At 63.4% G+C, this 19,732-nt stretch carries 17 protein-coding genes; 12 read left to right on the forward strand and 5 right to left on the reverse strand.

Features of this window, described 5'->3' with window-relative positions; all coding sequences use genetic code 11:
• The first annotated feature begins 85 nt into the window (after window positions 1-85).
• The 4 genes from B5V02_RS26005 to B5V02_RS26020 all read left to right on the forward strand — a co-directional run bounded on the left by B5V02_RS26005 (window position 86) and on the right by B5V02_RS26020 (window position 5,673).
• Window positions 86-1,750, forward strand: a complete 1,665-nt coding sequence (locus B5V02_RS26005; protein ID WP_111546909.1) for an ABC transporter substrate-binding protein — start codon at window positions 86-88, stop codon at window positions 1,748-1,750.
• A 71-nt stretch (window positions 1,751-1,821) separates the two neighbouring features.
• Window positions 1,822-2,775, forward strand: coding sequence for an ABC transporter permease (locus tag B5V02_RS26010; protein ID WP_111546910.1), 954 nt, complete (start codon window positions 1,822-1,824; stop codon window positions 2,773-2,775).
• On the forward strand, window positions 2,772-3,650 hold the full coding sequence (locus B5V02_RS26015) for an ABC transporter permease (protein WP_111546911.1): 879 nt from the start codon (window positions 2,772-2,774) through the stop codon (window positions 3,648-3,650). The genes B5V02_RS26010 and B5V02_RS26015 overlap by 4 nt, the downstream gene beginning before the upstream one ends.
• Window positions 3,643-5,673, forward strand: coding sequence for a dipeptide ABC transporter ATP-binding protein (locus tag B5V02_RS26020; RefSeq protein WP_111546912.1), 2,031 nt, complete (start codon window positions 3,643-3,645; stop codon window positions 5,671-5,673). The genes B5V02_RS26015 and B5V02_RS26020 overlap by 8 nt, the downstream gene beginning before the upstream one ends.
• Before the next feature lie 29 nt (window positions 5,674-5,702).
• On the opposite strand, the gene B5V02_RS26025 is transcribed toward B5V02_RS26020, so the two are convergent.
• Complete coding sequence (locus B5V02_RS26025; RefSeq protein WP_111546913.1) at window positions 5,703-6,605, reverse strand: LysR family transcriptional regulator; 903 nt, start codon at window positions 6,603-6,605, stop codon at window positions 5,703-5,705.
• A 113-nt stretch (window positions 6,606-6,718) separates the two neighbouring features.
• Between B5V02_RS26025 and B5V02_RS26030 the strand changes: the two genes are divergently transcribed.
• From B5V02_RS26030 to B5V02_RS26055, 7 genes are all read left to right on the forward strand, one after another.
• Window positions 6,719-8,374 (forward strand): ABC transporter substrate-binding protein, encoded by a 1,656-nt coding sequence (locus tag B5V02_RS26030; RefSeq protein WP_111546914.1) that lies wholly within the window; start codon window positions 6,719-6,721, stop codon window positions 8,372-8,374.
• 89 nt (window positions 8,375-8,463) lie between these two features.
• Entirely contained in the window at window positions 8,464-9,261 is a 798-nt protein-coding gene (locus B5V02_RS26035; protein ID WP_425374420.1) for a DUF427 domain-containing protein, read from the forward strand.
• A 91-nt stretch (window positions 9,262-9,352) separates the two neighbouring features.
• Window positions 9,353-10,117: an SDR family oxidoreductase gene (locus tag B5V02_RS26040; RefSeq protein ID WP_111546915.1), complete on the forward strand. Its 765-nt coding sequence runs from the start codon at window positions 9,353-9,355 to the stop codon at window positions 10,115-10,117.
• Between the two features lie 250 nt (window positions 10,118-10,367).
• Window positions 10,368-10,529, forward strand: a complete 162-nt coding sequence (locus B5V02_RS40820) for a hypothetical protein (protein WP_167458666.1) — start codon at window positions 10,368-10,370, stop codon at window positions 10,527-10,529.
• A gap of 28 nt (window positions 10,530-10,557) precedes the next feature.
• Complete coding sequence (locus B5V02_RS26045; RefSeq protein ID WP_111546916.1) at window positions 10,558-11,532, forward strand: ABC transporter substrate-binding protein; 975 nt, start codon at window positions 10,558-10,560, stop codon at window positions 11,530-11,532.
• Between the two features lie 77 nt (window positions 11,533-11,609).
• On the forward strand, window positions 11,610-12,689 hold the full coding sequence (locus B5V02_RS26050; protein ID WP_111547198.1) for a quaternary amine ABC transporter ATP-binding protein: 1,080 nt from the start codon (window positions 11,610-11,612) through the stop codon (window positions 12,687-12,689).
• Window positions 12,686-14,668, forward strand: a complete 1,983-nt coding sequence (locus B5V02_RS26055; protein WP_111546917.1) for an ABC transporter permease — start codon at window positions 12,686-12,688, stop codon at window positions 14,666-14,668. Before B5V02_RS26050 ends, B5V02_RS26055 begins: the two co-directional genes overlap by 4 nt.
• Window positions 14,669-14,683: 15 nt before the next feature.
• Here the strand turns inward: B5V02_RS26055 and B5V02_RS26060 are convergent, their stop codons facing one another.
• Entirely contained in the window at window positions 14,684-16,042 is a 1,359-nt protein-coding gene (locus B5V02_RS26060) for an NAD(P)-binding domain-containing protein (RefSeq protein ID WP_111546918.1), read from the reverse strand.
• 338 nt (window positions 16,043-16,380) lie between these two features.
• Here B5V02_RS26060 and B5V02_RS26065 point away from each other — a divergent pair, with 338 nt between their 5' ends.
• Window positions 16,381-17,106, forward strand: a complete 726-nt coding sequence (locus B5V02_RS26065; RefSeq protein WP_111546919.1) for a helix-turn-helix domain-containing protein — start codon at window positions 16,381-16,383, stop codon at window positions 17,104-17,106.
• Here the strand turns inward: B5V02_RS26065 and B5V02_RS26070 are convergent.
• The 3 genes from B5V02_RS26070 to B5V02_RS26080 are packed head-to-tail and all read right to left on the reverse strand — an operon-like array spanning window position 17,103 to window position 19,711.
• Window positions 17,103-18,143 carry a heme-dependent oxidative N-demethylase family protein gene (locus B5V02_RS26070; protein ID WP_111546920.1) on the reverse strand — a complete coding sequence of 347 codons (1,041 nt, stop codon included), beginning with the start codon at window positions 18,141-18,143 and terminating at the stop codon, window positions 17,103-17,105. The genes B5V02_RS26065 and B5V02_RS26070 overlap by 4 nt on opposite strands.
• A gap of 9 nt (window positions 18,144-18,152) precedes the next feature.
• Window positions 18,153-19,118, reverse strand: a complete 966-nt coding sequence (locus tag B5V02_RS26075; protein ID WP_111546921.1) for a PDR/VanB family oxidoreductase — start codon at window positions 19,116-19,118, stop codon at window positions 18,153-18,155.
• Window positions 19,115-19,711: a dimethylamine monooxygenase subunit DmmA family protein gene (locus B5V02_RS26080; RefSeq protein WP_111546922.1), complete on the reverse strand. Its 597-nt coding sequence runs from the start codon at window positions 19,709-19,711 to the stop codon at window positions 19,115-19,117. Before B5V02_RS26080 ends, B5V02_RS26075 begins: the two co-directional genes overlap by 4 nt.
• Between the last annotated feature and the right edge of the window lie 21 nt (window positions 19,712-19,732).

Raw genomic sequence — 19,732 nt, forward strand, 5'->3', positions numbered from 1 at the left:
TCAACGGGCTACCCTGGCGGCCGGAAAATGGAGCTATCCGCAAAAATCGTCAGTCATAAGAACATAGGGGAAAGGGTAAAAACCCATGAGCAAGAATTATCACATTCTCGACCTGATCCGGCGCAATCGCTCGCCGCTTGAAAATCACCTGATCGATGGCCTCGTCGACGGCAGGGTCAGCCGCCGCGACTTCATCCGCCACGGCAGCCTGCTCGGCCTGTCGCTGCCGCTGCTGGGCCGTATCGGCATGGCCGCCGGCCTCGGCGGCATGCCGTCGCTGGCGCGCGCCCAGGGTGCACCCGGCGCCACCATCCGTGTCGCCAGCAGCGTGCCGGCGGCGACGATCGACCCGGTCACCATCGCGGACGCCGGCGGCCTGCTGGTCATGCAGCAGGTTGCCGAGTTCCTCTGCGTCGACGGTCCCGACCTCGTGCTGCAGCCGGCACTGGCCGAAAGCTGGAAGCCCAACGACACCGGCACCGTGTGGACCTTCAAGCTGCGCAAGGGCGTGAAATTCCACAGCGGCGGCGAGATGAAGGCCGACGATGTCGTGGCCAGCATCGACCGCCTTGCCGATCCGGCAAACTCGTCCAACGCGCTGTCGGTGTTCACCGGCATCCTGCAGAAGGGCGCCAGCAAGAAGGTCGACGACTACACGGTGGAATTCCACCTCGACGCCCCGAACGGCAACTTCCCCTACATGCTGTCGTCCGACAATTACAACGCCGTCATCATCCCGGCGAGCTACAAGGGCGACTACGAGAAGAGCTTCGACGGCACCGGGCCGTTCAAGATCGAGAAATACACGGCAAAGGTCGGCGCCTCCTTCGTCCGCAACGAAGACTATTGGGGCCCGAAGGCGTTGCCGGAGCGCACCGAGTTCACCTTCTTTACCGACACGCAGCCGCAGATCCTCGCACTGCAGGGCGGACAGGTCGACATCATCAACCAGTTGCCGGTGCTGTCCGGCGTCGCGCTGCTCAATGACCCGAATGTCGACATCATCAGCCTGAAGTCGGTCGCTCACCAGCAACTGCATTTGCGCTGCGATTCGGACCCATTCAAGGACCCGCGCGTGCGCCGCGCCATCGCACTCAGCCTCGACCGTGACAAGCTGGTTGCCGGCCTGATGAAAGGCCGGGCTTCGCCAGGCAATGACAGCCCGTTCGCTCCGGCCTATCCCTCGACCGATGCGAGCGTGCCGCAGCGCAAGCAGGATATCGCGCAGGCCAAGCAGCTGATGGAAGCGGCCGGCGCCGGCAAGGGCTTCAAGGTGACGCTGACCACCGAGCGCTATCTGGAAATCCCCGAATACGCCCAGCTCATCCAGAACTGGGTCAAGGAGATCGGCATCGAGCTCGAACTCAACATTCTCGACCAGGGCGGCTATTACGGAGATGCGGTGTTCGGCAAATCGAACTGGCTGGATTCGGTGATGGGTATCACCGACTACGGTCACCGCGGCGTGCCGAATGTCTATCTCGCAGCACCGCTGAAAAGCGACGGCACCTGGAACGCGGCGCATTTCAAGAACAAGGACTACGACGCGCTCGCCACCAGCTACATCGCCGCACTCGACCTCGAGGCGCAGAAGGCGACGGCAGGCAAGATCCAGAACCTGCTGCTCGAAGAAACGCCGGTCATCTTCGGCTATTTCTACGACTATCTGACGGCGACGGCGAAAGGCGTGGCCGGCGTACAGCCGACCGCGATGTCTCAGCTGTTCCTCGACAAGGCATCGAAGGCCTGAACGGAAAGGGAAAGCCAATCCTGTAACAGCCAGCTCCCTCATGGGGGCTGGCTCCACAAGGAGTCTTAGCCATTCTCTCCTTCCTTGTCCGGCGTGTCTCGCTGTCGCTGGTGACGCTGTTCCTGCTCAGCATCATGGTGTTCCTGGGCGGCCAGGTGCTGCCCGGCAATGTCGGACGCGCGATATTGGGCCCGTTCGCCGATCAGCGTGCCGTCGACGCGCTCAATCACACGCTCGGTGTCGATCGCCCGCTGCTGGCGCAGTACTGGGGCTGGATCTCGAACTTCGTCCAGGGCGACATGGGTACGTCCTATATCTTCCGCTCGCCGGTCGCGCCCTTCGTCATCGATGCGCTCGGCAATTCGATGAAGCTGGCGGCGGTCGCCTTCGTGCTGGTGGTGCCGATCGGCATCCTTGGCGGCGTCATCGCGGCGCTCAATCTCAACCGGCCGCTCGACCGCATCATCAGCCTTGGCGGCCTGTCGGTGACGGTGCTGCCGGAATTCGTCACCGGCATCATCCTGATCCTGATTTTCGGCGTCTGGCTGCGCTGGCTGCCGATATCAGCCGCATGGCCGCGCAATGCCGGCTTCTTCACCCAGCTCTATTATCTGATCCTGCCTTCGCTGCCGCTGTTCCTGGTGCTGTTCGGCTACATCGCCCGCATGGCGCGCTCCGGCATGATCGAGGCGCTCGATTCCGACTACACACGGACCGCCGTGCTCAAGGGCCTGCCGTGGCGCACGGTGATCTGGCGGCATGTGCTGCGCAACGCGCTGTTGCCGACCATCACTGTCATCGCGACGCAGACCGGCTATCTCATCGGCGGCCTCGTGGTGATCGAGACGCTGTTCCGCTACCAGGGCATCGGCTCGCTGATCTTCACCGCGGCGCGCGGCAAGGATTTCCCGATGCTGGAATCGGGAATTCTCACCATCGGCATCGTCTATGCGGTGGCAACGCTTGTCGCCGACTTTCTCTATTCCGTGCTCAATCCGCGCATCCGGCTGGGGTCAGATCAATGAGCGCTGTCCAAACCACCTCCCCCACACCCGACGACACGCGCAGGCGCGGCCCGCTGGCGGAGGTCTTTTTCTCCCTGCTGCGCTCCGGCACGTTCCTGACGGGTTTGGCCATCGTGCTGTTCTGGGTTGCCTGCGCGCTGTTCGGCGAGCATTTCGCGCCCTACGACCCGCTTGCCGACGACATCCTCAACGCCTTGGCGCCGCCTTCTGCCGAACATTGGTTCGGCACCGACCAGATCGGCCGCGACGTTTTCTCGCGTGTCATCGTCGGCTCGCGCGACATCCTGACCGTCGCCCCCCTGGCTACCTTGCTGGCGACAGTGACCGGCACGGCGCTCGGCCTGCTCACCGGCTATTTTCGCGGCCTCGTCGACGATGTCGTCAGCCGCATCCTGGAAGCCTTCATGGCGATCCCGGTGGTCATCGTCGCGCTGTTGGCAATCGTGGCGCTCGGCACATCGAAGACGACGGTCATCGTCGTCATCGGCCTCAGCTTCGCGCCGATCATCGCGCGCACCGTGCGCTCCGCGGTGCTCGCCGAGCGCGAACTCGACTATGTCGCCGCCGCGCAGCTCAGGCACGAAAGCGCGTTGCATACGATGTTCGTCGAGATCCTGCCCAACGTCATCCCACCGATCCTGGTCGAAACCACCGTGCGGCTCGGCTACGCCATTTTCGCGGTCGCCACGCTCTCCTTCATGGGCTTCGGCATCCAGCCGCCCTCGCCCGACTGGGGGCTCTCGATCTCCAACAATTACGGCATGATCGGCGGCGGTTTCTGGTGGACGGTGCTGTTCGACGCGCTCGCCATCGCCTCGCTGGTGATCGGTGTCAATCTGGCGGCCGACGGCGTTCACGGAGCGCTCAATGACTAAGTCCGCCAAGGCAGAAAACGCCCTCGAACTGCACGATTTGTCGGTTGCCTACCGCGTCGCCGGCCGCAATCGGGCGGTGCTGCGCAACCTCAGCCTCAACATCGGCCAGGGCGAAGCCTACGGGCTGGTCGGCGAATCCGGTTGCGGCAAATCCACCGTGGCGCTCACCGTCGTGCGCTATCTGCCGAGAAACGGCTCGATCACCGGCGGTGCGATCTCGCTCGACGGCCAGGACGTGATGAAGCTGGATGCCGAAGCGCTCAGGCGGGCGCGGGCCGAAAGCGTCTCCATGGTCTACCAGGACCCGGGCAAGGCGCTGAACCCGTCGATCCGCATCGGCCGCCAGCTGACCGAGATCTTCGAGCTAGGCGGCATAACGGGACAGGCGGCCACCGACAAGGCAATCGCCATGCTGAACCGGGTGCGCATCTCCGACCCGACAAGCGTCATGCAGCGTTATCCACACCAGCTTTCCGGCGGCATGCAGCAACGCGTGGCGATTGCCATGGCGCTGGCCAACGATCCATCGATGCTGATCCTCGACGAGCCGACGACCGGTCTCGACGCGACGGTGGAGGCCGAAGTGCTCGACCTGATCGCGCAGCTCAGGCAGGAGCTGTCGGCCTCGATCCTGTTCATCAGCCACAACCTCGCCGTCGTCTCCAACATGTGCGACCGGGTCGGCGTGCTCTATGCCGGCATGCTGGTGGAGGAAGGACCGACGGAGGTCGTGTTCAACGATCCGCGCCATCCCTATACGGTGGCGCTGCTGCGCTGCCTGCCACGCGGCGGCCAGCGCAAGGATCAGGGTCGGCTCGACACCATTCCGGGTTTCCTGCCCGGCATCGGTGCTGAGATCAAGGGCTGTGCCTTTGCCGACCGCTGTGCGCTCGCTGACGACCGCTGCCGCAGCGAATTGCCGCCGCTTTACGATCTGGGCGGCCGGCTGTCGCGCTGCTTCTATCACGAGAAGGCGCAGGCGCTGCCACGCGCAACCCCGAGCGACGTTGCGCCTGCACCAAAGGCGGCAGCAGCACCGGTGCTGCGGGTCGCGGGGCTGAACAAGACCTATACCAGCCATGGCCATGCGCTGCGCGCCGTGAAGGACGTGTCGCTCGATCTGCGACCGGGAGAGACGCTTGGGCTGGTTGGTGAATCCGGCAGCGGCAAGACGACGTTCGCCAGGCTGCTGCTCGGCCTGGTGCCACCAGATGGAGGCGGCACCATCGAACTCGAGGGCAAGGCGCTGGCGCCGCGGCTGGAAAACCGCAGCGACGACCAGATCAAGGCAATGCAGATCGTCTTCCAGAATCCCGACTCGGCGCTCAACCGCTCGCATTCGATCCGGCACCTGATCGGCCGCGCGCTGAAGCGGTTGGCGGGCTTGAGCGGCAAGGCGCTGGAGGCCCGCCTCAACGACCTCGTCCGCTCGGTGCGGCTGACTGACCGGCACCTCGCCGTCAAGCCGCGCCAGCTTTCGGGCGGGCTGAAGCAGCGTGTCGCCATCGCGCGCGCCTTCGCCGGCGACCCGCGCATCGTGGTGTGCGACGAGCCGACATCGGCGCTCGACGTGTCGGTGCAGGCGGCCATCCTCAATCTGCTCGCCGACCTGCAGTCGAAGGAAGACGTCAGCTACATCTTCATTTCGCACGACCTTGCCGTGGTGCGTTACCTCTCGGACAAGATCGCCGTGCTCTATCTCGGCCGGATCATGGAACTCGGACCGTCGGAAGACGTCTTTTCCGGGCCGCATCATCCCTATACCGAAGCGCTGCTGTCGGCCGTGCCCAAGCTCGATCAGACCGAGACGGCGCGCATTCGCCTCGACGGCGAAATCCCCAGCGCCACCAACCCGCCGTCGGGCTGCGTGTTCCACACACGCTGCCCGCGCAAGATCGGGGCGATCTGTGAGCAGCAGGAGCCGCCGCTGGCCGAAGCGCAGCCGGGCCACTCGATCCGTTGCCACATTCCCTACGCCGAACTGGCGAGGCTACAGAAGGAAGTGATGACCGAACCGGCATAGCGGGCTGGCCATGGATATGGCCTGGCCTGTCACATCCGGCCGGTCATGCCCAGGGAACGGTCGCCTTCCGAAAAGCCCTGACCTTCCGCCCAGTCTCTGGCCAGCGTGCGCAGTCCGGTGAGCGCGACATCCAGGACATCCGACGAGACGGGATTCGAGGGATAGGCGAGGTAGATAGGCCGCTGGAACACCGGCGCGTTGTCGATGCGCCTCATTTCGCCACGCTCGATATGGGTGCTGACGGCACTGAGCGGCAGATAGGCCGCCGCGTGCTGCGACAGCACATGCTGCAGCCCGATGAAGACCAGTCCGGCCGAGATGGCCGGCTTCACCATGCCGGCAAAGGCGCGGTCGTGCTCGATGCGGAACTCCAGCCCCCAATCCATCAGGATGTAGTTTTCGGTCCACGGTTTCGTCTGCGCGGCATGCTGGACAAGCACGACCTGATCGACCGCCAGCGTTTCGTAGACGATGCCGGGATGCGGGCGCGGCAGATAAAGGATGCAGATGTCGAGCAGACCTTCCGCCAGTTGATCGATCGCCAGATCCGGGAAACTGCCCTCTAACCGCAGCGCCACGTTCGGCCGCCTGGCGCGCATCCACTCGACCCATGGCGAGGTGATGCGGTCCCACAGATAGGCGGGCGCGGTCAGCCGCAGCAAGGTCTCATAGCCATCGGGAACGGCGATGTCCTGCCTGGATTGCTCCCAGGTGCGGGTGATGGAAGAGGCGTGCGGCAGGAACTGCCGGCCGGCCGGCGTCAGCGTCACGCCATCGCGATCGCGCACGAAAAGCCGGCGCCCCAGCTGCTCCTCCAGCCCGCGGATCCGCGCGCTGACAGTGGACTGGGCAAGGTTCAGCCGGCTGGCCGCGACGGTGAAGCTGCCATGGGTGGCAACTTCGAGAAAGCTGCGCAGATTTTCAGTGTCCATGGCTCACCCCTCGCATCGAAAATTTCGATGACCCCTATCAAAAAATATCGCTTTCCGGCGGCAGTCAACAATGAACTAGATGACAAAACCCAAGCCAAGCGAGGAATGCAGCCATGCCAAAGCATTTCAGGATGATCGACGTCGCTCGCAGAAATCTCACAGCAATCGAAAATTCCGCTGTCGATGAATTGCTCGCCGGCAGGATGGACCGGCGCGATTTCCTGCGCCATGGCACCGTGCTTGGCCTCTCCCTGCCATTCCTCGGCAGCCTCGTTGCCGCCGCTGGCCTCGGCACGCAGCAGGCACGCGCCGAGGGCAAGCCCGGCGGCACCGTGCGCGCCGGCGTCGCCACGCCGGGCGGCGCCATCGATCCCGTCACCTATTATGACAGCGGCAGCTACCAGCTGGTTTTCCAGACCGCCGAGTTTCTCTGCATCACTCAGCCGGACCTCACCTTGAAGCCGGTGCTGGCGGAAAGCTGGGCGCCGAACGAGGACGGCAGCGTGTGGACCTTCAAGCTGCGCAAGGGCGTGAAATTCCACAATGGCGAGGACTTCAAGGCCGACGACGTCGTCGCGACCTTCGACCGGCTGGCCGACCCCAGCGGCGCCTCGAACGCGCTGTCGGTGTTCAAGGGCCTGCTGTCGAAGGGCGGCACCCGGAAGGTCGACAATCACACCGTCGCCTTCCATCTCGATGCGCCGAACGGCAGCTTTCCCTATTCGGTGTCGATCGACAATTACAACGCCGTCATCCTGCCGGCGAGCTACAAGGGCGACTACGAAAAGACCTTCGAGGGCACCGGACCATTCCGGCTGGAGACCTACACGCCGAAGGTCGGCGCGACCTTCGTGCGCAACCCCGATTATTGGGGCGAGAAGGCATTGCCCGACCGTCTCGAATTCAAATTCTATGGCGACGTGCAGCCGCGCATCCTGGCGCTGCAGGCTGGCGAGGTCGACATCCTCGACGCGGTTCCGCTCGATGTCAGCCAGGTCGTGCTCAACAGCCCCGACATCACCGTGCTGCGTGTCGCCTCGACCGCGCACCGCCAGCTGCACATGCGCTGCGACACCGGCCCGTTCACCGACAAGCGCGCGCGCCAGGCGCTGGCATTGTGCATCGACCGCTCCAAGCTGGTCGATGGCCTGTGCCGCGGCATGGCGGCGACCGGCAATGACAGCCCGTTCGCGCCGGCCTTCCCCGCGACCGACAAGACGGTGCCGCAGCGCGTCCAGGATATCGCCAAGGCCAGGCAGTTGCTTGAAGCAGCCGGCGTTGCCGGTGGCTTCGACATCACGCTGACGACGCTGCGCTATTCCGACATTCCCGGCTACGCGCAGCTGTTCCAGAATTTCGCCAAGGAAATCGGCGTCCGCATCGCGCTCAACATCGAGGACCAGGACAAGTATTACGGCAAGGCGGTGTTCGGCCAGTCGGACTGGCTGGACAGCCCGCTCGGCATCACCGACTACGCGCATCGCAGCGTGCCCAACGTCTTCCTCAAAAGCCCGCTGGTCAGCGACGGACCCTGGAACGCGGCGCATTTCAAGAGCCCGGCCTATGACGGCATGGTCACCAGCTACCTGAAAGCGCTCGATGTTGGCGCACAGCGCAGTGCCGCCTCCGACATCCAGAAACTGCTGCTCGACGAAACGCCTGTCATTTTCAGCTATTTCCCCGATCTGCTGGTGCCGGTGCGCAAGAATGTCAGCGGCTTGCCGCCGATCGCTGCCGGGCTGCTGCTCGATCGCGTGTCATTGAGCTGATCGTGCGCCAGCGCCCGATCATAAAAGAAAAGAAACGGGAGAGTACCATTCGCAAGCGCCACCTGCGCGGCCGCGGGCCGCATTTTCCGCTGCTCGACAGCATCACCCAATATGATTTCGAGCCGGGCTATGTCGCCTTCACCATGCCGACGCAGAAGCGGCTGCGCGTGCAGGTCGGGTCGATGACGGTCGCCGACACGGTCAACGCGCTGGTGCTCTACGAGTCCGACCATCTGCCGGTCTACTATTTCCCGATGAGCGACGTGCGCGAGGAGTTCCTGCTGCCGAGCACGATGACGACCGAGAGCCAGTTCAAGGGCGTGGCGACCCACTATTCGCTCAACACCGGCGTGACCCTGGTCGAGGACGCGGCCTGGCGCTACGCCGATCCGGTGAAAGGCTGCCCGCCGCTCGCCGACTATATGTCGTTCTACTGGAGCAAGATGGGCCACTGGTTCGAGGAGGACGAGGAGATCTTCGTCCATGCCCGCGATCCGTTCCGTCGTGTCGACTGCCTGCCGTCGTCGCGGCGCGTGCAGGTCATTCTCGACGGCGAATTGGTCGCCGATTCACGCCGTGGCGTGTTCCTGTTCGAGACCGGCCATCCGGTGCGCCACTATCTGCCGATCTCCGACACGCGGCTCGATATGTTCGCGCCCAGCCGCTACATCTCGCGCTGCCCCTACAAGGGCATCTCCAGCTACTATCACGTGACGACCAAGGCCAAGCGCCACGAAAACCTCGTCTGGTACTATCCTGAGCCGGTGCACGAGGCGGAGCGCATCAAGGGGCTGGTTTGCTTCCACCACGAACTGGTCGACAAGATCCTGATCGACGGCGTCGAAATCCCCAAGGAAGCCACGGCCGCGTCGGACGGTTATTTCTGAACGATAGCGCCCCTTGGTCCGCTTGCGGGCAGAGCACGCTTGATCGAACCACGGCTCAGCGCATACCCTCCCCAAGGCAGGGAGGGCTATCATGGATCTTTTCAAGCTGGACGGCGACGTCGCGCTGGTCACCGGCGCCGGCAGCGGCATCGGCCAGGCGATCGCGATCGGGCTGGCCGAGGCGGGCGCCGACGTCGCCTGTTTCGGCCATGCCTCGAAGGGCGGGCTGGACGAAACCGCTCACCGGATCACGGCGCTCGGCCGCAAGGCGCTGGTGCTGACCGGCACGGTGACATCGCAGAGCGATCTCGCGGCGGCGATCGATCGCGTCGAGAGCGAACTCGGTGCGCTGACCGTCGCCGTCAACAATGCCGGCATTGCCGGTTCGGAACCGGCCGAGACGCTGTCGCTGCAGACATGGCAGAAGGTGCATGAGGTCAATGTCGCCGGCGTGTTCCTGTCCTGTCAGGCCGAAGCCCGCAAGATGCTGGCGCGACGCAAGGGCTCGATCATCAACATCGCCTCGATGTCGGGCACCATCGTCAACCGGGGACTGACGCAGGCGCACTACAACTCCTCGAAAGCCGCCGTCATCCACATGTCGAAGAGCCTCGCCATGGAGTGGGCCGATCGCGGGCTGCGCGTCAATGTCGTCAGCCCCGGCTATACGCTGACGCCGATGAACAAGCGGCCGGAGGTGGCGGAAGAAGTCAAGATCTTCAAGCGCGACACTCCGATGGGGCGCATGGCGGCGCCGGAGGAAATGGTCGGACCGACGGTGTTCCTGGCCAGCCGCGCCTCGAGCTTCGTCACCGGCCTCGACCTGATTGTCGATGGCGGCTACGTCTGCTGGTAGGATAGACAATCCGACGGTCGGGCTCGACTTCGCCTGCGGTCTGAAATTATGCAACCCGCGGGCGTTAGCCGTTGCGCGGGATGAACCTTGGTATATATAATTTCATCCTATGAAACGGCCTTGGCGAGATGGGGCTTGCCTGGGCCGACAGCCGAGATCATGGGACCTTGATGGCTCGCACCTTGCAGGGCGCCGCAAAACTGGCAATTGATCCGCGGATGATCGCTCCCGCAGCGATCCGTCGGCAGCCATGACGCTGACCCTCCAGTCCTATTCGACCATCACCAGAATTGAGCACCATCTTGCCTGCCTTGGCCAAGGCCAGGGCGACAATTTGGCGCCGACGGCCTTGCGCAACGACCAGTCTTTCCAACACAATCAAGAAAAGCCGCAAGAAGGGAACCAACGATAATTTTCACACAGCTTGAAGGAGAACAAGCATGTCATTTCGCAGCCAGATCTCGAAACTGTCGATGGGCGCCGTCGCGCTCGCGACGCTAAGCCTGCTGACACCTTCCGCCCAAGCCGCAGCACCGGAATCCAGCGACCCGATCAAGATCGCGCTGTTCGACTGGACCAGCGTCAACCTGAACGCCAAGATCCTCGGCGGCATCCTGGAAAAACTCGGCTATACCGTCGAATATCCGACCGCCGACTATCTCTCCAGCCTGACCACGGGTCTCACCAATGGCGACCTCGATGTCGGCCTGGAGTTCTGGGACACGACGGCTGGCGAAGCCATGAAAGCCTCCGATGCGACCGGCCAGACCGAACGGCTCGGCAAGCTCGGACCCAAGGCCAAGGAAGAGTGGTGGTTTCCCGAATACATGAAGGAGAAGTGCCCGGGCCTGCCCAATTGGGAAGCACTGAAGGATCCGAAATGCGCCGAAGCATTTTCGACGGCGGAGACTGCACCGAAGGGGCGCTATCTCGGCGGCCCGGTAACGTGGGAAGGCTTTGACGACGAGCGTGTCGAGGCCCTGAAACTGCCCTTCACGGTGATCCATGCCGGCACCGACGCGGCGATGTTCGCCGAGCTGGAATCGGCCTATCAGCGCAAGGCGCCGATCATGCTGTGGATTTATTCGCCGCACTGGGCGCCGGCCAAATACAAGGGCGAATGGGTGCAGTTCCCCGAATACACGCCCGAATGCTACAACGACCCGAAATGGGGCGTGAACCCCGACGCCAAATATGACTGCGGCAAGCCGCATGGCGAGATCTGGAAATACTCCTGGTCCGGCATGAAGGACAAGTGGCCGGTCGCCTACAAGGTGGCGAAGGCCTACACGATCGACACCGACGAGCTCAACAAGATGAGCGGCGACATCGACCTCGGCGGCAAGACGCCGGAAGACGTCGCGGCCGCCTGGATCGCAGCGCACGAGGCAGACTGGAAAGCCTGGGCGCAGTGATCGTTCCGACTGGAAAAATGAGACCCGGCTGCTGATCAGCCGGGTCTCGATTCCTGATGTTCCAGAAGGACGATTGGATGACGGACAGGACTGAACAGGCACCGACACAGCCGGGCAAGGATGCCCGCCCGATAAAGCTTGCCTGCCGCAATGTCTGGAAGCTGTTCGGATCGAACGCGGCCAATTTCATCCGCGAGCGCGATGGCAAGGCCAGCATGGCCGACGTCACTGCTGCCGGACTGGTTGGCGCCGTGCGCGCCGTCGATCTCGAAATCCGCCAGGGCGAGATTTTTATCATCATGGGCCTGTCAGGCTCCGGCAAGTCGACGCTGGTGCGCTGCATGTCGCGGCTGGTCGAGCCGACCCATGGCAAGGTCGAATTCGAGGGTAAGGACCTGCTGAAAATCTCCGATGCGGCGCTGATCGAATTGCGGCGCCATCGCATGGGGATGGTGTTCCAGAATTTTGCGCTCTTGCCGCATCTCAACGTGCTGGAAAACATCGCCTTCCCGCTCAGCATCCAGGGGCAGGATCGGCCGACACGCGAAGCGCGGGCCCGCGAGGTCATCGAGCTTGTCGGCCTGCGCGGCCGCGAGCATTTCTATCCGCGCGAGCTTTCCGGTGGCCAGCAGCAGCGTGTCGGCATCGCCCGCAGCCTGGCGACCAAACCGGAAATCTGGTTTCTCGACGAGCCGTTCTCGGCACTCGACCCCTTGATCCGCCGCGAGATGCAGGACGAACTGATGCGGCTGCAGACGATGCTGCACAAAACCATCGTCTTCATTACCCATGATTTCGACGAAGCGATCCGGCTGGCCGACCGCATCGCCATCATGAAGGACGGCGAGGTCATCCAGATCGGCACGCCGGAGGAACTGGTGGTCAACCCGGCGACCGATTATGTCGCCGAGTTCACCCGCGACGTCGACCGCGCCAAGGTGATTTCGGCGCGCAGTCTGATGCGCGCTTGCGACGGCGCCGAGCATGGCGGCACGGTGGCACCGGATGCCAAGATAGCCAGCTTTTCGGCAAGCATCGTCTCGGCCGGCAAGCCGTTCGCGGTGGTCAACGGCACTGGCAAGCCGATCGGCGAAGTGACGCCGCAAGCGGTGATCGATCTGCTGGCCGGCATCGATCGTTCGAGGGTCGGCGCATGACGGTGACGGCTGGCGCCAGCGAGGCAAAGGCGCGTCCGGTTCAGATCTGGCTGATCGTCTGGGCTTCGGCACTTGCCGCCGTGCTTGTTGTGTTCCTGTTGCAGGACAGCCTGCCCTGGGCCGTCAACTATCCGGCCAGCGCGATCGTGCCGGTCGCCGACTGGGTCAGCGCATTGATGCGCTGGATCAAGTCGAACCTGTCCTGGCTGACACGCTCGATCACCGCCGTGCTCGGCGTGCCGCTCGACTTCGCGCTCAATCTGCTGGCCAAGAATTTCAAGATCGGCCACGGCGCCGACGCCTATGTCTTGCCACGCCTTTCCTGGGTCGGCGTCTGCGCTGCTGCGTTCCTTGCCGGGCATGCCGCCGGCGGCCGGAAGCTCGGCATGCTGGTCGGCGGCTGTTTCCTCTACATCGCGCTGTTCGGCCAATGGACCAGCGCCATGCTGACGCTGGCGCTGATCTCCATCGCCGTGCCTTTCTGCATCGTCACCGGGCTGTTCGCCGGTATCTGGGCATGGCGCAAGCCATGGGCGGAAAGGCTCGTCGTCTCCCCTGCCCTTGACCTGATGCAGACGATCCCGACTTTCGCCTATCTCATTCCGATGCTGCTTTTGTTTGGCAACAGCCCGGTTTCGGCGATGATCGCGACGGCCATCTTCGCCACGCCGCCTATGGTGCGGGCGACGATGCTTGGCCTGTCGCGGGTGCCCTCCGAGATCGACGATTTCAGCGAGATGGCCGGCTGCACGGCGCGGCAGAAACTGTGGCGGGTGCTTTTGCCCTCGGCGCGGCCGACGCTGATGGTCGGCGTCAACCAGGTCATCATGCTGGCGCTGAACATGGTGATCATCGCCTCGATGATCGGCGCCGGCGGCCTCGGCTACGACGTGCTTTTGGCGTTGCGGGCGCTGAAGGTCGGCGAAGCGATGGAGGCAGGTCTCGCCATCGTCGCGCTGGCGATCGCGCTCGACCGGCTGAGCCAGGCCATCGCGCACAAGCAGGCAAAGGGCCATGTTCATCGGGAGGTGAGCCCGAGCTTCTGGCGGCGTTACCCCAACCTGACACTGGCCATCGCCATCCTTGTCATCACCACGCTGCTCGGCCTGTTCGTGCCGGCCTTCGCGGCGGTGCCGAAAGCGATCACCTTCACCACCGCGCCGCTGTGGAAGGCAGCCGTGAACTGGGTCACGATCAACTTCTTCGACACGATCGAGGCGTTTCGCGTGGCGCTCATCCTCAATGTGCTGAACCCGCTGCGCGCCTTCTGCGAGGGCTTTCCGTGGTTGGGCGCGGTGTTCCTGCTCGGCCTTGCCGGCTATCAGCTCTCCGGCCTGCAGCTCGCGGCCCTGGTCGCCGCATTGACCGCCTTCTGCGCTGTTACCGGGCTGTGGGAAAAGACCATGGCGACGGTCTATCTCTGCGGCATCTCGGCCTTCATCGCGTGCCTGATCGGCATTCCCATTGGCTTGATGGCCTCACGCAGCGACCGCTTCGAGAAGATCGTTGCGCCGGTCATCGACACGCTGCAGGTGCTGCCGTCCTTCTGCTTCATCATTCCGGTGGTGATGCTGTTCCGGGTCGGCGACGTCACGGCGATGATCGCCACCGTCGCCTTCGCCGTGGTGCCAGCCATCCGCTACACCAATCACGGCATCAGGCAGGTGCCGCCGGCGTTGATCGAGGCGGCGAAGGTTTCAGGCTGCACACCGCGCCAGACCTTCTTTCGCGTGCAGCTGCCGCTGGCGCTGCCGGAGATCATGCTCGGCGTCAACCAGACGATCCTGATGGCGCTGGCGATGATCATCATCTGCGCCATGGTCGGCACCCGCGATCTCGGCCAGGAAGTGTTCATCGCGCTGTCCAAGGCCGATTCCGGCCGTGGCATCGTCGCCGGCCTCGCCATCGCCTTCATCGGCATCGTCGCCGACCGGCTGTTCAACGCCTGGACGGCGAAGGCGCGGGCAAGGCTGGGGTAGTGAGAGGCGCGACGGCTACTCCGCCGCGACCCCCTTCACCTCGAGATAGCTCTCCATCGAGTCGTCCAGCGCCTGCAGCCAGGGTGTGTGGTGCAGCGGCGCCATGGTGCCGGTCATCAGCGAGCGATAGGCGTGGTCGCGGAAGCTCATAATGTCTTCCCCCTTGTGGTGCTCCCACTCCATGAAGGTCTGGTTGACCGCCTCGACGTCGAAGCCGGGATAATCGGTCTGGTCCATCAATTCCCTGGTGTAGTCGCCCTGGAACCAGATCATCTGCTCGGCGTCTTCCAGCGTTTCCTCGCGCGCCCGCCACTTTGCGCCGTGCGCTGCCATCGCTTCGGCCGACGGCAATTTGATGCGGCCCATGATGACGTCGCGCGCGAACCAGGCCTGCGCGTCGAACATGTTGAAGGTGTAGAACTGATCCTGCATGCCGATATAGGACAGCTTCGGGTTCTTCTCCCAGACGACGCCCTCATAGAGCCCGTCCGGCCACATGCGGTTGGCGGTCTTGAGCTTCAGATCCTCGGTGAGGAAGGGGAAGGAATGCAGATAGCCGGTGCATAGGATGATGGCGTCGACATCCTTGGTGGTGCCATCCTTGAAGTGGGCTGTCTTGCCGACGACCTTCTGCAGCAGTGGCACTTCCTTCCAATTCTCCGGCCATTTGAAACCCATCGGCTTCGAGCGATAGCTGGAGGTGATCGATTTGGCACCGTATTTGTAGCACTGCGAACCGATGTCCTCGGCCGAATAGGAGCGGCCGATGATCAAGATGTCCTTGCCCTTGAATTCCATGGCGTCGCGGAAATCATGGCTGTGCAGGATGCGGCCGTTGAAGGTCGAGAAGCCTTCGAAATAGGGCACGTTGGGCACCGAGAAATGCCCGGAGGCGACGACGACATTGTCGAATTCTTCCGAGTAGGTGACGTCATTGGTGCGGTCATGCGCGGTGACGGTGAACTTCTTCGTCGCCTCGGAGAAGGTCACCATGCGCACCGGGCTGTTGAAGCGCACCCATTTGCGCACGCCTGATTTCTCAACCCGGCCCTTGATGTAATCCCACAGCACGGCGCGCGGTGGATAGGAGCCGATCGCCCGGCCAAAATGCTCCTCGAAGGTGTAGTCGGCGAATTCCAGGCATTCCTTCGGTCCGTTCGACCAGAGGTAGCGGTACATCGAGCCGTGCACCGGGTCGCCATGCTCGTCGAGGCCGGTGCGCCAGGTGTAGTTCCACAGGCCACCCCAGTCGGACTGCTTTTCGAAGCAGACGATCTCTGGAATGTCGGCGCCCTTGTCGGCGGCCGACTTGAAGGCCCTGAGCTGTGCTAGACCGGACGGTCCGGCTCCGATGACGGCAACGCGACTTTTCATTGCAGGCCTCCCGGTCTGATTTCGACTTTTGGTTTGACGCAATTCCCAAGGGAAAGCGCTATGAGCTTTTCCCGGGAAAACCGTTTCACACTTTTCCTGGAATTGCTCTTACGAAACAAATTTCACTGACAGGACAGTAATTGCCCCTTCGATGCTGTCAACAGCCCCCGTGCTGAAACAGCGTTCCGCCAAGGTGGATTTCCCACAAAAACCGGACACGGCCAAACGCCGGATCGTGGGCATGAGCCTTCAGGCGACTTGCCGTCGCAGTTGCGCTGCTGTATCGGCACCGAATATGTTCACCTAGAGTGAAATATCCGCAGAGTCCCGGGGGCGACATGGCGAACAAGATTTCCGATCCCAAGCCTGGTGCCGGCCCTGCCGGCGCAAAGGCCAAGCCGCTGCCCAAGGTTTCGCCGGACGGGAAGACCATCCGGGCGCCGCTGACGCAGAACCCGCATGCCATTCGCGATACCCGCGAAAAAGTGCTGGAGGTCGCGATCGGCCGCGAGGTGCGGGCGTTCCGCAAGAAGCTCGGCATCACCGTCGCCGATCTGGCGGTCGCCACCGACATTTCGCTGGGCATGCTGTCGAAGATCGAGAACGGCATCACCTCGCCGTCGCTGACCACCTTGCAGGCGCTGTCACGGGCGCTCGGCGTTCCGGTCACCGCCTTCTTCCGCCGCTTCGAGGAAGAGCGCAGCGCCGTCTTCGTCAAGGCCGGCGAAGGGCTCGATGTCGAGCGTCGCGGCACGCGTGCCGGCCACCAGTACAATCTGCTCGGCCATATCGGCTCCAACACCAGCGGCGTCGTCGTCGAGCCCTACCTGATCACGCTGACCGAGGATTCGGATGTGTTCCCGACCTTCCAGCACGAGGGCATGGAGTTCCTCTACATGCTCGAAGGCGAGGTCGTTTACCGGCATGGCAGCAACCTCTATCCGATGAAGCCCGGCGACAGCCTGTTCTTCGATGCCGACGCGCCGCACGGGCCAGAACAGCTGACACAGCTGCCAATGCGCTACCTCTCGATCATCTGCTATCCGCAGAACAGCGCGGGTTAGTCAGGCCCAAATCCCGGCGATGTCGGGCTGCCGTCATCCAGCTTCGAAAGCCACTCGACCAGCGTTGGGCGATAGCGCGTCAGGCCCTTGTAGTTGGCGAGTTCATCGGGCAGATCGCGGATGACGCGGTGCAGCCGCCGTGCCCATTTCGGCTGCGTCACCAGCTCGTCCATCTTGATCAGATAGCAGCGGATCGGAAAGACGATGCCGTTCGAGCGCGGCAGTCGCCAGAAGCTCTGCAGCTCGACGCGCAGATGCACCTTCTCGCCGACATTCTCCGGCGTCACCGTGGTCCGGTCCGGGCCCCATTTGTGATAGTTTTCCGGGCTGGTATCGAGGCGCGGATTGATGGTCATCGTCCAGTTCAGGCGCCTTGCCGGCTTGCCTTGCTGGATGTTGGTGAGGAATTTCAGCGCGCGGGTGAAAATCCCCTTCTCATGCGCCAGCGGCACCGGCGCGTGCCACTCGAAGAAGTTCATGCCGATGTCGAAGTCGAGCGACCAGTCGGCCTGGGTGGTGACCATGCCGGCATCCATCCACAGATTGCCGTCGCGCTGGTCGAGGATGCAGAAATCGCCCTGGCTCTGCCGGGTGATGTACTCCATCGGCCCATAGGGCAGCGTCGAAGTGTCGCCGAAGGTGAAGGTGTCGTCGATGCCGAGCGGCCGGTTGATCCAGCGCCAGCGATCACCGTCGCGGGTCAGCGTGAAATGCTCGGGATAGCCCAGCGCCTGCTGCTCCATCAGGAGCTCGAGCAGGTCCCAGCCGGCCAGCGTCATGTGCGGCAGCGACTGGCAGCGCAGCGGATCCTCGGCCAGCACCAGCGCACGGTCCTGCATCTCGGCGACATAATGCTCGTCGACGTCGATCAGGTTTTCGAGCACGCTGCCCTTGGGTCCCACGACATGCGGCTCGATGTTGACCGCATACATGTAGGCGTCTTCGTGGAACGGGAACGGGAACCGCCGGATGTGCTCCGGGCTGTTCTTGAAGGTGAAATCGTCGCGGAACGTTTCCTTGCGAAAGGTAATGCCCAAGCTCGCCTCCTATCTTTCCAGCACCAGCGACCGACCCTCGAAGCGCGACACGCACGGCATGATCTTGCAGCCCGAGCGGTGGTCTTCCTCGCTCAGCCAGTGGTCGTTGTGGATGAACTTGCCGTCAAACGAGATGACATTGGTTTCGCACTGGCCGCAGACGCCGCCACGGCAGAGATAGGGCGGATCGACGCCGGCCGCCTCGATCGCCTCGAGCAGGCTCTGCTGTTCGTCGACCCTGATCGTCTTGCCGCTGACGGCAAGCGTCACGTCGAACGGCAGCCCGGGCTGGGGGGCCGCGAAATGCTCGAAATGCACGGTCTCCGACGGCCAGCCGAGAGTGGCGGCGCGCTCACGCACCCAGTTGATCATGCCGGCCGGGCCGCAGACATAGAGATGCGTGCCGAGCGGCTGCGACGACAGCAGCCGGTCGAGCTCGATGCGCTCGTCAAGGTCGTCGTGATAGAGCCTGACCCGGCGATCGTAACGCTCGCGCAGCACATCGGCATAGGTGCCGAGCGAGGCGGTGCGGCAGGTGTAGTGCAGTTCGAAATTGCCGCCTTCCGCCGCCAGCTGCGCGGTCTGCGCCATGAACGGCGTGATGCCGATGCCGCCGGCCAGCATCAGGTGTTTTTTGGCACGCAGGTCGAGCGAGAACAAATTGACCGGATAGCTGACCACCATCTCATGGCCAGGCCTGACATTCCTGTGCATGAACAGCGAACCGCCGCGGCCGACATCATCGCGGCGCACGCTGATCGTGTATTCGCGCGTGTCGAGCGGCGAGCCCATCAGCGAATAGGGATTGAGCCTGGTCCGATCGCCATCGCGCATCTCGACCACGACATGGGCACCACCGGAAAAGGTCGGCAAAAGCTGCCCGTCGCGCCGGCGGAAATGAAAGCGGGTGACCAGGTCGTTGACCGGGACGACATCGCTGACCACGACATCGAGTTTTGTTGTTCCGGTGCTCATCGAAAAATCTCCTCCATGGGAGGGATCTCGCTGCGATCCTCGGCATTGATGCAGACACCCTGGAACGCGGCGATGCGCCTGGAATAGTGATCGCGCACCAGAAGCAGCAGGCCGCAATGCGCGCAGGTCGCCGGCTGCGTCGTCACGTTCTCGGTGATGCCCTTGCAATGTACGCACTGCATGCGCCGCGCCAGCGAGCCGCGGTGCTCGGTCTCGATCGAAGTGTGGTCGATGCCGGCCTCAAGGGCCACCTGCATCGCCTGGCCGATCAGGCCTTCGGTGCCGGAGAGATAGAGGCGCAGGCCCATATGCGCATTGGCCAGCGTCTGCCTCAGCCGCGGCAGCAGGCTGGCGAAAGACGGCGCCTCATGAAACTGCGCCGGCTTCAGCGCTTCGAGCGCGGCAACGTGTTTGCCGTCAGGGCCGGGAATGAAGACGATTTCGGCCTCGTCGAAAAACCCGGCCGGAGCCCGTTTGGCCATCTCCGCTATCGCCAGCGCGCCCTCCGCATCCGCCACGAAAAGATGGTGCTTGCCGGGCTGTGGAGACAGGGTTCCGTAAACCGGCCGGCTGATGATGCTTTTGGCTGCCATTTAAGTCTTCGTGCCTCGAAC

The organism is Mesorhizobium kowhaii, assembly GCF_003253745.1.
GTDB lineage: Bacteria > Pseudomonadota > Alphaproteobacteria > Rhizobiales > Rhizobiaceae > Mesorhizobium > Mesorhizobium kowhaii.